General features: G+C 75.4%; 10 protein-coding genes. 6 read left to right on the forward strand and 4 right to left on the reverse strand.

Annotation, left to right across the window (positions count from 1 at the left end):
• Window positions 1-152: 152 nt before the first annotated feature.
• The 3 genes from ACH5AR_RS07635 to ACH5AR_RS07645 form a co-directional block, all read right to left on the reverse strand.
• Window positions 153-1,109 carry a LuxR C-terminal-related transcriptional regulator gene (locus ACH5AR_RS07635; RefSeq protein WP_396300446.1) on the reverse strand — a complete coding sequence of 319 codons (957 nt, stop codon included), beginning with the start codon at window positions 1,107-1,109 and terminating at the stop codon, window positions 153-155.
• Complete coding sequence (locus tag ACH5AR_RS07640) at window positions 1,099-2,088, reverse strand: LuxR C-terminal-related transcriptional regulator (RefSeq protein WP_396300447.1); 990 nt, start codon at window positions 2,086-2,088, stop codon at window positions 1,099-1,101. Before ACH5AR_RS07640 ends, ACH5AR_RS07635 begins: the two co-directional genes overlap by 11 nt.
• A gap of 652 nt (window positions 2,089-2,740) precedes the next feature.
• Complete coding sequence (locus ACH5AR_RS07645) at window positions 2,741-3,874, reverse strand: TDT family transporter (protein WP_396300448.1); 1,134 nt, start codon at window positions 3,872-3,874, stop codon at window positions 2,741-2,743.
• Window positions 3,875-3,944: 70 nt separating this feature from the next.
• Between ACH5AR_RS07645 and ACH5AR_RS07650 the strand changes: the two genes are divergently transcribed.
• Window positions 3,945-4,898 (forward strand): LysR family transcriptional regulator, encoded by a 954-nt coding sequence (locus tag ACH5AR_RS07650; protein WP_396300449.1) that lies wholly within the window; start codon window positions 3,945-3,947, stop codon window positions 4,896-4,898.
• A 141-nt stretch (window positions 4,899-5,039) separates the two neighbouring features.
• Window positions 5,040-7,646: an ATP-dependent chaperone ClpB gene (gene clpB, locus ACH5AR_RS07655; RefSeq protein ID WP_396300450.1), complete on the forward strand. Its 2,607-nt coding sequence runs from the start codon at window positions 5,040-5,042 to the stop codon at window positions 7,644-7,646.
• Here clpB and ACH5AR_RS07660 read toward each other — a convergent pair.
• Complete coding sequence (locus ACH5AR_RS07660) at window positions 7,612-7,878, reverse strand: hypothetical protein (protein WP_396300725.1); 267 nt, start codon at window positions 7,876-7,878, stop codon at window positions 7,612-7,614. The two genes, clpB and ACH5AR_RS07660, sit on opposite strands and share 35 nt — an antisense overlap.
• A gap of 412 nt (window positions 7,879-8,290) precedes the next feature.
• Between ACH5AR_RS07660 and ACH5AR_RS07665 the strand changes: the two genes are divergently transcribed.
• The 4 genes from ACH5AR_RS07665 to ACH5AR_RS07680 all read left to right on the forward strand — a co-directional run bounded on the left by ACH5AR_RS07665 (window position 8,291) and on the right by ACH5AR_RS07680 (window position 13,018).
• A complete protein-coding gene (locus tag ACH5AR_RS07665; RefSeq protein WP_396300451.1) occupies window positions 8,291-8,848 on the forward strand; it encodes a YbjN domain-containing protein in 558 nt (185 codons plus the stop codon).
• Window positions 8,849-9,024: 176 nt separating this feature from the next.
• Window positions 9,025-10,185, forward strand: a complete 1,161-nt coding sequence (locus ACH5AR_RS07670) for a pyridoxal phosphate-dependent aminotransferase (protein WP_396300452.1) — start codon at window positions 9,025-9,027, stop codon at window positions 10,183-10,185.
• A gap of 501 nt (window positions 10,186-10,686) precedes the next feature.
• Window positions 10,687-11,217 (forward strand): DUF2617 family protein, encoded by a 531-nt coding sequence (locus ACH5AR_RS07675; RefSeq protein ID WP_396300453.1) that lies wholly within the window; start codon window positions 10,687-10,689, stop codon window positions 11,215-11,217.
• Between the two features lie 154 nt (window positions 11,218-11,371).
• Entirely contained in the window at window positions 11,372-13,018 is a 1,647-nt protein-coding gene (locus ACH5AR_RS07680) for a polyamine aminopropyltransferase (protein ID WP_396300454.1), read from the forward strand.
• Window positions 13,019-13,578 lie beyond the last annotated feature (560 nt).

The raw sequence follows: 13,578 nt of genomic DNA on the forward strand, positions 1-13,578 counted from the left end.
GCAACCGCGGTACCGGCGGGCCGGGTTCCACCAGCCGTCGGAGCGCGGGGCCGTCCTGCGCCCGCAACTCGGCGGCCCGCACCCGACCGCCCTCGCGCAGGGCGGCCGGGTGGAGGGCGCGGGCGGTGTCGTCTGGCAGGGCGGATCCGAGGTCAGTCATGGTGCTCCTCCCGCAGCCGCCAGCCGAGGTGGAAGAGGGTCTGGGCACCGTAGCGGTCGCGCAGCCGGGAGATGTGGGCGGCCACGGTGCGCTCGCTCACGCCGAGCCGGGTGGCGACGGCGCGCTGGGTGAGGCCGCGGGCGAGCAGCCGGCCGATCCGGACGGTGGTGGCGGAGGGCGGGTCGCGGTGGCGCCCGGCCGGGGTGGCGCGGGCCCAGTCGCGTTCGAACTGGGCGACCAGGTAGGCGACGGTGGTCGGGTCGGTCAGGAAGACGGCCCGGTCGCGGTTCCCGGCGGCGGGGATGACGGCCACCGCGCGGTCGAAGACCAGCAACCGCTCGTACGGCTCGGCGAGCCCCCGGACCTGGGCGCCCTGGCCGGTGCGCAGCGCGACCTGGCCCTGCACGGCGGGGTCGGCGAGGGTGACCGGCTGGTAGAGGGTGCGCAGCGAGCAGCCGCGGCGGAGCAGCGAGAGGTCTTGGGCGAGGGCCATCCGCAGGCCTTCGAGCGGACGCGGTCCGGGCTGGGCGGCCAGGACCTCCTCCCGGCACTCGGAGACGAGCTCACTGACCCGTCCGCGGGCCACGGCGGCGTCGACCGCGCCGGCCCCGAGGGCGAGGGCCGCGGAGCGGGCGGGCGCCGGGCCGCCGACCGGGTGGCGGGCCTCGTCGTAGGCGCGGGCCAGCGGTCCGAGGGTGCTCGGGAGCCGCTCGGCGTGGCGCAGCAACCGGACGGCGCGGGTGCGCAGTTCGACGCCGATCCGGTCGCCGACGGCGCGCGGGCTGACGGCCGTCCAGCCGGTGGCGGTGGGGGTGAGCAGGCCGCGGGCGACGAGGGCGGCCAGGGCGGGGCGGTCGGCGGGGGCGAGGTCCTCGGGGTGCAGCCGGCCGCCGCCGCGGACGGCGGCGAGGTAGAGCGCCCGCTCGGCCGGGCCGGGCTCATCGGTCATCGCGGGCACCCCGCATCAGCCAGCCGAGCTGGAAGAGGGTCTGGGCGCCGTAGCGGTCGCGCAGCCGGGAGATGTGGGCGGCGACGGTGCGCTCGCTCAGGCCCAGCCGGGTGGCGACGGCGCGCTGGGTGAGGCCGCGGGCGAGCAGCCGGCCGACCCGGTCGGGGATGGTGCGCGCGGGCGTCTGGCCGAGCGCGGCGGCCTCGGCGGTGTCGGCGCGGGCCCAGTCGCGTTCGAAGGCGCCGACCAGGTAGGTGATGGTGGCCGGGTCGGTGATGAAGGCGGCGGTGCTGTTGTCGTCGTTGGCGGAGACCACGGCGACGGACCGGTCGAAGACGATCAGCCGCTGGAACGGCTCGTCGAGCACCCGGATCAGCGAGCCGTGCCGGATGACCTCCTCGGCGTAGGCGAGGGCGGGCGGGTCGGCGAGGGCGACCGGCTGGTAGATGGTGCGCAGCGAGCAGCCGCGCTGGAGCAGCTGGACGTCCTGGAGGAGGGCGACCTGGAGGGTGTCGGCGGGCCGGTGGCCGGGCTGCGCGGTGAGGACCTCGGAGCGGCAGTCGGAGGCCAGTTGGGAGATCCGCTGGCGGATGTGGACGTGCCCCTCGACGTGGACGGCGCCGCCGGCCCGGTCGGTGGGGCGGGGCATCGCGTCGTAGGCCCGGGTGAGGCCGTCCAGGGCGCCCGGGAGGTTCTCCGCGCGGACCAGCAGCCGGGTGGCCTCGCTGCGCAGTTCGGCGCCGAGGCGGTCGCTGACCGAGCGCGGGCTGACCGCCGTGTAGCAGCGGTCCATCCGGTTGACCATCAGCAGGCCGATGTCGATGAGCTGGTCGAGCGCGGCCCGGTCGACGTCCTGGACCTCGCCGGTGGGCACGCGGCCGCCCTGGGCGATGATGGCCAGGTAGAGCTGCCGGGCGGCCTCGTCGGGCTCCTCGCCCGGGGCTCCCTGGTGCGGGGTGGCCGCCGGTTCCGCCGTCACGTCGCGCTCCCCCCTGCCGGACGCCCTCTCCCCTGGTGCCGCCCGTGCGTGATCCTGGGTCAGGCGGTCACGGTACCGGGTGGGACGGCGGGCCCCCGGGCCGGGTGCCGTCGCACACCGGGTCGTCCGGGGGCCGCCGTCGTCACGCCAAGACCGAGGCGCTCCCGTCGAGGCGGAGCAGCAACGCCTCGACGGGTCCGACCGGGGAGCCATCACCACACATGGTCCCGGCCGACGCTCTTCCCCCCCGTTCCACCGGCGCGGGGTGTCGCACCTGCGGTCAGTATCGAAGAGCGGGTCGCCACCTCAGGCTGCGGTTGCCCGGACGACTTGGCGTGCCTCCACCCTCACAGTGTGACGTCCGGTGAACAAGTGCCGCCCGAGTGCATGTTCGCGCAATTGCAGCTATCTGCATCCCGGTGCGGCGGCGGCGTTCCGGGCGGTGGGTCGGATTCCGGTGGGAGCCGCGGTGCCGGGGGATCGGCGGCACCGGTCACCGGCGCCGGCCGGGGCGCGCGGTCCTGTCGCAGGTGCGTGTTCCTGCATCCCCCGGTGCTCCCGGCCGCGCGCCGGGCGGGCACGGGCCCGGGGGCGCCACCGCGTCCGGGACCGCCACCGCGTCCGGGCCCGCCACCGCGTCCGGGAGGCAGCCTCAGCGGGCCAGCAGCCGCCCCCGGGCCAGCCCGGCCGCGGTGCCGCCCGCGGCGAGCACCCAGCCGAGCGCCAGCAGCAGGTACAGGGCGGCGGCCAGTGCGCTGAAGCCCGCGAAGCCGGTGTGCCGGGCGAGCGCGGAGGCGCCGGTGACGCAGGTGCCGATCGGGAAGGTGTACGCCCACCAGGTCATCGCGAACGGCATCCCGGCCCGCCGGGCCCGCAGGTTGGCGGCGAGGGCGACGGCCAGCCACAGCACGGCGACGCCGATCACCGCCACGCCGTACAGCTCGGCGAGGGCGGCCATGGCGGGCGCCAGCGCGGGCAGCACCGGCCGGGCGGCGTCGGCGAGCTGGTGGAGGGCGGTGACGGACTGGCCGAGCGGGCCGAGCACCAGGAAGAGCGTCGGGGTGAGCGCCAGGGTGGGCAGCCTGCTGTGGAACAGGCCGGTGAACACCACGGGCAGCAGCACCAGGGTGGCCGGCAGGCCGATCCCGAACAGCGCCCAGCAGCCGTACAGCATGGCCTGCTGGGGCGCCCCGGCCGGCAGGTGCGGGACGAGCGCCGGGCCGCAGGCGGAGGCGACCAGCGGGGCGACCACCGGCAGCAGCCAGCTCGGGTTGGCCTCCAGCGCGGAGACCCGGTGCCGGGTGATCATCAGGTACGGGATGCCGCCGGCCACGGCCAGCGCGTACACCGTGCCGACGCCCCAGAGCACCGCGTCCAGGGCGACCGCCGGGCCGGTGCCGATCACCCGGGAGCCGAGCAGCAGGGTGCCCAGCCCGACCGCGAGCAGCGCCATCGGCGGGCAGCCGTAGAAGACCGCGGTGGCCGGGTTGTCCAGCAGCTGGGCGCGGGCCGCCTCGCGGTGCCGGGTCAGGTGGACCAGCCGGGCCCCGGCGAGCACCAGCAGGGCGGCCAGCGACAGGGCCCACAGCACCTCGCCGAGGGCGGTCAGCCCGGGCGGCCGCACCGGCAGGACGGCGGCGCCGTTCGCCAGGATCGCGGTGCCCATCACGGCCGCGTACCAGTTGGGGCCCAGCTGGGCGAGGTCGGGCCGGGGGCGGGCGGCGACGTCGGGCCGGGGGCAGGCGGCGGGGCGGGCGAGCGGGCGGGTACCGGCCGGAGTGGACATGCTCCCACCGTCGCCCGGGGGCCCGGCGGCCGGTAGCGCCGCGGCTCCTATGGGGGCATAGCCTGGGCCTATGGCCCTCTCCCCGCGCGTCCCCGAACTCGGCGCCCTGGAACTGCTGCTCGCGGTGGCCCGGCTGGGCAGCGTCGGACGGGCGGCGGCCGAGCTGGGCGTCAGCCAGCCGACCGCCAGCGCCCGGATCAAGGGCATGGAGCGGCAGATCGGCGTCGCACTGCTGGACCGCTCGCCCCGCGGCAGCCGGCCGACGGAGGCGGGCCGGCTGGTCGTCGAGTGGGCCCGGCAGGTGGTGGAGGCCGCGCAGGCGCTGGACGCCGGGATCGACGCGCTGCGCGAGCGGCGGGACGCCAAGCTGAGGGTGGTCGCCAGCCTGACCGTCGCCGAGTACCTGATGCCCGGCTGGCTGCTGGGCCTGTCGGAGGCCAGCCCGGGAACGGCGGTGACCCTGCGGACGGCGAACTCGGCCGAGGTCGCCGGGCACGTCCTGGCCGGGGACGCCGACCTCGGCTTCGTGGAGGGCCCGTCCACCCCGCCCGGGCTGGCCGGCGCGGTGGTGGCGGCGGACCGGCTGGTGGTCGTGGTGGCCCCCGGGCACCCGTGGGCGCGCCGCCGCGCCCCGCTGAGCGGGGCCGAGCTGGCGGCGACCCCGCTGGTGCTGCGCGAGCCCGGCTCGGGCACCCGGGAGGTGCTGGAGGCGGCCCTGCGGCCGTACGGGGGCGCGGCGCGGCCGCGGATGGAGCTGGCCTCGTCCACCGCGCTGAAGGCGGCGGCGATGACCGGGGCGGGGCCGGTCTGCCTGAGCGGGTTGGCGGTGGCGGAGGAGCTGGCCACCCGGCGGCTGGTCGAGGTGCCGCTGGCGCAGGAGCTGGACCTGCGCCGGCCGCTGCGCGCGGTCTGGCCCACCGGGCAGCGGCCGACCGGGCCGGCCCGGGTGCTGCTGGGGCTGACCCGGGCGCCCGCCGAACGTTCACCGAGAAGTCGGGGCACGGGGGCAGCGGAAAAAGGTTGAGCGGAATAGACTCAACTTAGTGCATGCTGTACCTGTCACAGCGGTACGAGCAGTGGCAGCGGCACGAGCAGTGGTACGCAGTGGCCGGGGCGAGCAGCACCCGGCAGCGGCAGTGAAGGACGACGAGGAGGCCCCCCAGCAGTGGACGCCAGCAAGTTCACCACCAAGACCCAGGACGCCCTGGCCACCGCGATCCGGCAGGCGGGCGCGGCCGGCAACCCGGACGTCAGGCCGGTGCACATCCTGATCGCCCTGCTGGAGCAGCCCGAGGGCATCGCCCGGCCCCTGCTGGAGGCGGTCGGCGCCGACGTCTCCCGGGTCGCCGCCGAGGCCCGCCGCCAGGCGGCCGCGCTGCCCAGCGCCACCGGCTCGACGGTCTCCGCCCCGCAGCTCGCCCGGGACACCGTCGCGGTGCTCACCGAGGCCGGCAAGCGCGCGAGCGACCTGGACGACCAGTACGTCTCCACCGAGCACCTGATGGTCGGCCTGGCTGCCGAGGGCGGCCTGGCCGCCGAGCTGCTGGTGCAGCAGGGCGCCACCCCGAAGGCGCTGCTCGCCGCGTTCAAGGACGTCCGGGGCAGCGGCCGGGTCACCTCGCCGGACCCGGAGGGCACCTACAAGGCCCTGGAGAAGTACGGCACCGACCTCACCCAGGCCGCCCGGGACGGCAAGCTCGACCCGGTGATCGGCCGCGACCACGAGATCCGCCGGGTGGTCCAGGTGCTCTCCCGCCGGACGAAGAACAACCCGGTGCTGATCGGCGAGCCCGGCGTCGGCAAGACGGCCGTCGTCGAGGGCCTGGCCCAGCGCATCGTGGCCGGCGACGTGCCGGAGTCGCTGCGCGGCAAGCGGCTGGTCGCGCTGGACCTCGGCGCGATGGTCGCCGGCGCCAAGTTCCGCGGCGAGTTCGAGGAGCGGCTGAAGGCCGTCCTGAACGACATCAAGGCCTCCGACGGCCAGGTCGTCACCTTCATCGACGAGCTGCACACCATGGTCGGCGCGGGCGCCGGCGGCGACTCCGCGATGGACGCGGGCAACATGCTCAAGCCGATGCTGGCCCGCGGCGAGCTGCGGATGGTCGGCGCCACCACGCTGGACGAGTACCGCGAGCGGATCGAGAAGGACCCGGCCCTGGAGCGCCGCTTCCAGCAGGTGCTGGTCGGCGAGCCCAGCGTGGAGGACTCGATCGCCATCCTGCGCGGCCTCAAGGGCCGGTACGAGGCGCACCACAAGGTGCAGATCTCGGACGCCGCCCTGGTCGCCGCGGCCACCCTGTCCAACCGCTACATCACCTCCCGGTTCCTGCCCGACAAGGCGATCGACCTGGTGGACGAGGCGGCCTCCCGGCTGCGCATGGAGATCGACTCCTCCCCGGTCGAGATCGACGAGCTCCAGCGCTCGGTGGACCGGCTGCGGATGGAGGAGCTGGCCCTGGAGAAGGAGTCGGACCCTGCCTCGGTGGACCGGCTGGCCCGGCTGCGGCGCGACCTGGCCGACCGCAACGAGCAGTTGAGCGTGCTGACGGCGCGCTGGGAGCAGGAGAAGAAGAGCCTCAACCGGGTCGGCGAGCTCAAGGAGCGGCTGGACGACCTGCACGGGGCCCTGGAGCGCGCCCAGCGCGACGGGGACTTCGAGCGGGCCTCCAAGCTGATGTACGCCGAGATCCCGGCCGCCGAGAAGGAGCTCGGCGACGCCCAGGAGCGCGCGGCGGACGAGGACGCCTCCGCCTCGATGGTCAAGGAGGAGGTCGGACCGGACGACGTGGCCGACGTGGTCGCCTCCTGGACGGGCATCCCGGCCGGCCGGCTGCTGGAGGGCGAGAGCGCCAAACTCCTGCGCATGGAGGAGGAGTTGGGCCGCCGCCTGATCGGCCAGCAGGAGGCCGTGCAGGCCGTCTCGGACGCGGTGCGGCGCACCCGTTCCGGCATCGCCGACCCGGACCGCCCGACCGGCTCCTTCCTCTTCCTCGGCCCGACGGGCGTCGGGAAGACCGAACTCGCCAAGGCCCTGGCCGACTTCCTGTTCGACGACGAGCGGGCGATGGTCCGGATCGACATGAGCGAGTACGGCGAGAAGCACTCGGTGTCCCGCCTGGTCGGTGCCCCGCCCGGGTACGTCGGCTACGAGGAGGGCGGCCAGCTCACCGAGGCGGTCCGCCGCCGCCCGTACAGCGTGGTGCTGCTGGACGAGGTGGAGAAGGCGCACCCGGAGGTCTTCGACGTCCTGCTCCAGGTGCTGGACGACGGCCGGCTCACCGACGGCCAGGGCCGCACGGTGGACTTCCGCAACGCCATCCTGATCCTCACCTCCAACCTGGGCAGCCAGTACCTGGTCGACCCGACCACCCCGGACGCGGAGAAGCGGGAGCTGGTGCTGGGCACCGTCCGGTCCGCGTTCAAGCCGGAGTTCCTCAACCGGCTGGACGACATCGTGGTCTTCGAGCCGCTGGGCACCGCCGAGCTGAGCCGGATCGTCGACCTCCAGGTGGCCCGCCTGGGCGAGCGGCTGGAGGAACGGCGGCTCACCCTGGAGGTCTCCGCGGCCGCCCGCGACTGGCTGGCGCTCACCGGCTACGACCCGGCGTACGGCGCCCGCCCGCTGCGCCGGCTGGTGCAGTCCGCGATCGGCGACCAGCTGGCCCGGGCGATCCTGTCGGGGGCGGTGCACGACGGGGACACCGTCGTGGTCGATCGGGACGAGACGGGCGAGCGCCTCACCGTCCGCGGCCGGGGGCCGCTGGAGAAGTAGCACCCCCGGCGCCCGGCGCACGGGCCGTCCCCTCCGCTCCGGCGGCGGGGGCGGCCCGTCGGCGTCGCTCCGCCGCCAGCCGCACTGGCGCCTGCCGGTGCAGCTCGGCCGCCTGGGCGTCCGGCAGGTCCCAGGTGCGGGTCAACAGCCGCAGCGTGGACACCCGCGGGCAGGACACCCCCCGCTCCAGGCCCCGGATCGAGCGCACGCTCAGGCCGGTCGCCTCGCCCAGCTGCTCCCGAGCGCCACGCCGTCCCCGTCACCGCTCCCTCCGCCGCTCGTTCCGGACAGCCCACCCCAGGCAGCTCAACTACCCGGTTTAGTACGGGACTTGAGCGAGGCGGAGTCCGTCGCACGCTAACCGCATCCGGCCGCGACGGCAGCCGAACCGGTACGCCGGACGCATGACCTGCCCCACGCGCGCCCCGTCCGTCGGCCCGCACCCCCGCCCCCGCGCACCCTCCGTGACCGCCGGCCGCCCGACCTCCGCCGAGGCCCCCGGAGGACGGTGGGGAGAGCACCGGACGAAGATCGACGCACCCTCGGCCGCCCCTGTGAGCGGAGCCCCGAATGAGGCAGGATGGGAGGTGGAAAGGGCGGCCTCTCATTGCCGGCCACCACGTGCACTGAGGAAGAGGACCCCCATGAGCATCGACCCGTCGTCCATCCCGTCCTTCGGCGTTCCCCAGGGCGGCCAGCCCGGCGGCCAGGGCGGGCGACCGGCCGGCCCGCCGCCGATCGTCGTCCCGGACCAGGCCCTGGTCACCCAGCTGCTGGACCAGATGCAGCTCAAGCACGTCGTGGACGAGGAGGGCGACCTCACCGCCCCCTGGGAGGGCTTCCGCGTCTACTACATGTTCCGTGGCGAGCAGAAGGAGCTCTTCGCGGTGCGCGCCTTCTACGACCGCGCGTACCCGCTGGAGAAGAAGGGCGAGGTGCTCGACCTGATCGACGAGTGGAACCGCGAGACCCTCTGGCCCAAGGTGTACACCCACACCCACGAGGACGGCGTGGTCCGCCTGATCGGCGAGGCCCAGATGATCGTCGGCACCGGCGTCAACCTGGACTACTTCGTCACCACCACCGCCAACTGGACCCAGGCCGCGGTCGGCTTCGAGCAGTGGATCGTCGAGCGCCTCGGCCTCCAGAACGAGATCGAGGGCGAGGACGGCCAGGGCACCGAGGGCACCGACGAGGCCTGATCCCGCCCCGGCACACCGGTCCGGCCCGCCACCGCCTCCGCGCGGGCGGCGGGCCGTTCCCGTTCCCGTTCCCGTCCAGCGCCCGGCTCCCGGGACGGGCAGCGGGTGCGCGTCCTTGTCCCCCGCTCACCGGCCGTCGGAGGATGGCCCTCACGACGAGCCGTGAGGAGCCACCGATGGGTACCAGGCCACTGCTGAACCGCCGACTGGCCGGGATGGGTACGACGATCTTCGCCGAGATGTCCGCCCTGGCCACGGCCACCGGCTCGATCAACCTCGGCCAGGGCTTCCCGGACACCGACGGGCCCGAGGAGGTCCGCGAGGCGGCCGTACGGGCGCTGCGCGAGGGCCGCGGCAACCAGTACCCGCCCGGCCCCGGCGTCCCCGAGCTGCGGCAGGCCGTCGCCGAGCACCAGCGGCGCTTCCACGGCCTCTCCTACGACCCCGACACCGAGGTCCTGGTCACCGCCGGCGCCACCGAGGCCATCGCCGCCGCCCTGCTGGCCCTGCTGGAGCCCGGCGACGAGGTGATCGCCTTCGAGCCCTTCTACGACTCCTACGCCGCCTGCATCGCCATGGCCGGCGCCCGGCGGGTCCCGCTCACCCTGCGTGCCCCGTCCTTCCGCCCCGACCTCGACGAACTGCGCTCGCTGATCACCCCGCGCACCCGGCTGCTGCTGGTCAACACCCCGCACAACCCGACCGGCACCGTCCTCACCGCCGGGGAGCTCGCCGCCGTCGCCGAACTCGCCATCGAGCACGACCTGCTGGTCGTCACCGACGAGGTCTACGAGCACCTGGTGTTCGGCACCGTCCACCGCCCGATCGCCGCCCTGCCCGGCATGCGCGAGCGCACCGTCACCATCTCCTCCGCCGGCAAGACCTTCTCCTTCACCGGCTGGAAGGTCGGCTGGGTCACCGCGACTCCGGAACTGGTCGCGGCCGTGCGCACCGCGAAGCAGTACCTCACCTACGTCAGCGCCGGGCCCTTCCAGTACGCCGTCGCGGAGGCCCTGCGGCTGCCCGACGCGTACTTCGACACGCTCCGCGCCGACCTGCTGCGCAAGCGGGACCTGCTGGTCGACGGCCTCACCGCGGCCGGCTTCCGCGCCTTCACCCCCGAGGGCACCTACTTCGTCACCACCGACATCACCCCGCTCGGCGAGAAGGACGGCATCGGGTTCTGCCGGGCCCTGCCCGGCCGTTGCGGCGTCGTCGCGATCCCGAACGCGGTGTTCTACGACGACCAGGAGGCGGGCCTTAGCCTGGTCCGCTTCACTTTCTGCAAAAAGGACGAGGTCCTCCGGGAGGCCGTCGCCCGTCTACAGCGCATTTGAGGGGCTGCACGCCCCCTTTCACGCCCATCGAACAGGGCTGCCCGCGATCCGACACCAGTTCTGATGAATCATCAACCTCCTTGATCGGCTTGCTTGTTTGCCGCCGTTGCGGCAATCTGGCCGACCCTCCGGGCACTCCTCCGCCGCCCTCCATGCCCCGAGCCTGGAGGGCGGCGGCGTGTGATGCACCCGGACAGCGCACACCCGGCGCGCACGGCGCGCGATCCGGTGTTAGGGGCGCGCGCTGTGCAGACTCGCACAGGGGCTCGATCAGAGCCGGGAAGCAGATGTGCTCGAAACGGTGAATGCTTGACAAAGTTGGGTAAATCACCGGCGGACAGGACGTATTCGTGCTTCTCTGCTGCTGAATCTCCAGCCGGAATCCTTCCTTCCACGGTCGGCCGCGCCCAGGGCCGCACAGCCACGAACAGCCTCGCCATCGCCTAGGCCTACTCGCTGCTGCTCGGTGGGCGCGCACGGAGCTGAAACGCGGAGCCGAGCATGCTCACCACACTGCAGACCTCCTACACGGACACCCGCGCCGGTGACCTCGCCTGGTGCCTCGGCGGCGAACCGCTGCCCGCTCTCGCCGTCCGCGACCTGAGACTCGACGGTGGCGGCCGCCCGGACCCGTCCGGCACCCTCCAGCTGCGCCTGCTGGGCGCCTCCCACCAGGTGGTGATCGACGCGGGCCCCGGCCAGTGCCTGGAGACCGTCGCCTGTCTGCCCGGCCGCCGCACCCCGCTGCCGGCCCGGGTGGCCAAGCAGGTCGGCGGCTGGGAGTACGAGTTCGCCGCCCGGATCGAGGCGCTGCCGCCGCACGACTTCGCGGCCCGGGCCCAGGAGCTGCTGGCCCTGGTCGAGGGGCACCCCCGGGGCCTCGCCGGGGTCTTCCCGGGCGATCCGAGCGCCTTCACCGCGCTGGTCACCCAGGGCGGGCCGGAGCGGCTCCTGTGGCGCACCTGGCACGCCTACCCGCAGGAGGGGCAGCTGGTGTGCACCCGCTCCTCGCTGGTGGTGTCCGGGGCATGACCGCCCCCCGTCCGGACCGGAACCCCGCTCCGGCCACAGGTCTTCCGGCACGAGCCTACGAATCGTACGCAGGAACGGTTCGTCAATCCGAGGCCGCCCACTGTCCGTCGGATGGGCGCAGCCATCCGTCCCGCACGTCCCCTAGCGTTTGTTCGTGATCAACCATCCGGCCGGTCCGCCCGCACGCCCGCGAGTGGACCTCGACGACGGCGCCCCACCCCGGCCCGGGCGAGCCCTCGCCCCGCTCCTGCCCGCCCGCCGTCGGGCCCGGCTGCGCTCCCGCCCCCGGCTCGCCCGCCTGTCCGTCCTGATGGCCGCGTTCGTCTGTGCGGCCTGCGGACTCGTCTACGAGCTCGAACTCGTGGCGCTCGGCGACTACCTGCTCGGGGACACGGTCACCCAAACCTCCGTGGTGCTCTCCGTCATGGTGTTCGCGATGGGCCTCGGCTCCCTGCTCGCCAAGCGGCTCACCAGCCGGCCCGCCACCGCCTTCGCCCTGGTCGAGTGCGCGCTCGCGCTCACCGGCGGGCTCTCCGTGCTCGCCCTCTACTCCTGCTGGGCCTGGATCGGCCGCTACCAGGCCGCCATGGTCGGCCTCACCTGCCTGATCGGCATCCTCATCGGCGCCGAGATCCCGCTGCTGATGACCCTCATCCAGCGGATCCGGCGCGAGGACGCCGGGCGGGCCGTCGCCGACCTCTTCGCCGCCGACTACGTGGGCGCGCTGGTCGGCGGCCTCGCCTTCCCGTTCCTGATCCTGCCCGCGCTCGGACCGGGTGACGGCGCGCTGCTCACGGGCGCCGTCAACGCCGTCGCCGGGGCCGCCGTGGTGCTCTGGCTGTTCCGCGAGGAACCCGCCCCCGGGGTGCGACGGCTGCTCTGGGCCGGCTGCCTGCTGGTCCTCGGCCTGCTCGCGGCGGCCGCGGCCGGCTCGGACGCCGTCGAACGCGCCGCCCGGCACGCCCTCTACGGCGACCAGGTCCGCTACGCGACCCGCAGCCGCTCCCAGGAGATCGTGCTCACCGGCCCCGCCGAGGGCCCGCTCCGGCTCTACCTGGACGGCCGGCTCGCGGTCTGCGGGCCCGACGAGTACCGGGCCAGCGAGGGCCTCGTCCACCCCGCCATGGCGGCCGGGCCGGACGCCCGGGTCCTGCTGCTCGGCGGCGGCGACGGGCTCGCCCTGCGCGAGGTGCTGCGGCACCGGGGCGTCCGCAGCGTCCGGCTGGTCGACACCGACCCGGCCCTCCCCCGGCTCGCCCGCACCGACCCCGGGCTCTCCGCCCTCGGCGGCCGCTCGCTGGACGACCCCAGGGTCCGCACCACCGCCGCCGACCCGCTGGCCTGGCTGCGGCTCGCGGGCGCCTCCGGCGGGGACGGACCGTACGACGTGGTGCTCGCCGACCTCCCGGCCCCGGCCGACGGCGGGCCGGTCAGGTTCCACTCCCAGGAGTTCTACGGCCTCGCCACCCGGCTGCTCTCCCCCGGCGGACGGATCGCCGTACGCGCCGGGAGCGACCTGGACGGCCTCTGGCAGATCGAGTCCGGCCTGCGGACGGCGGGCCTCCAGACCGTCCCCTACGCCGTGCCGGGCAGCGCCACCGCCAGCTGCCGCCCCGGGCCGCCGGACGACGCCCAGGACTTCCTCCTCGCCGCCGCCGGACGGCCCCCGCTCACCCTCGCCCCCGACGCCCCGGCGCCCCGCGCCCTCAGCGCCGACGCCCTCCGCGCCGCCACCGCCCGCCTCACCGCCCTGCGCCCCGCCCATCCCCCGGCCGCCCTCACCCTGCTCGGGCCCCGCTGAAGCCCGGCGGGGAGCGACCCCGCCCACCCCGGGGGCAGCCCAGCCCCGGCCGCCCTCACCCCGCCCGGGCCCCACTGAACCCCGGTGGGGAGCGACCCCGCCCACCCCGGGAGCAGCCCAGCCCCAGCCGCCCTCACCCCGCCCGGGCCCCACCGGACCCCGGCGGGGCGCGACCCCGCCCACCCCGGGAGCAGCCCAGCCCCAGCCGCCCTCACCCCGCACGGGCCCCACCAGACCCCGGCAGGAGCCACACCCTTCCCCGGGGCGCGAGGAACAGGCACACACGAACCGCCCCACCCCCGGCCGCCCTCACCCCGCCCGGGCCCCACCGAACCCCGGCGGGGAGCGACCCCGTCCCCCGGGCAGCCGAGCCTCAGCCCCAGCCGCCCTCACCCCGCCCGGGCCCGCTGAAGCCCGGCGGGGCCACCCTCATCCCGCTCAGCTCTCACCAAGCCCCGGGAGGCAGCGCCCTCCCCCCAGCCACAGTGGGCGGGACGGCCGCCCTCACCCCGCGCGCCCCCCACCGAACCCCGGCGGGAGCCGCCCCCACCCCCCGGGCG

This window comes from Kitasatospora sp. NPDC018619 (genome assembly GCF_044391605.1).
Lineage (GTDB): Bacteria > Actinomycetota > Actinomycetes > Streptomycetales > Streptomycetaceae > Kitasatospora.

What these genes read in the sequence shown, in the direction of transcription:
- ACH5AR_RS07635 (WP_396300446.1), bottom strand. Translation starts at nt 1,109, where the DNA reads ATGACCGATGAGCCCGGCCCGGCCGAGCGGGCGCTCTACCTCGCCGCC.
- ACH5AR_RS07645 (WP_396300448.1), bottom strand. Translation starts at nt 3,874, where the DNA reads ATGTCCACTCCGGCCGGTACCCGCCCGCTCGCCCGCCCCGCCGCCTGC.
- ACH5AR_RS07650 (WP_396300449.1), top strand. Translation starts at nt 3,945, where the DNA reads ATGGCCCTCTCCCCGCGCGTCCCCGAACTCGGCGCCCTGGAACTGCTG.
- ACH5AR_RS07665 (WP_396300451.1), top strand. Translation starts at nt 8,291, where the DNA reads ATGAGCATCGACCCGTCGTCCATCCCGTCCTTCGGCGTTCCCCAGGGC.
- ACH5AR_RS07670 (WP_396300452.1), top strand. Translation starts at nt 9,025, where the DNA reads ATGGGTACCAGGCCACTGCTGAACCGCCGACTGGCCGGGATGGGTACG.
- ACH5AR_RS07675 (WP_396300453.1), top strand. Translation starts at nt 10,687, where the DNA reads ATGCTCACCACACTGCAGACCTCCTACACGGACACCCGCGCCGGTGAC.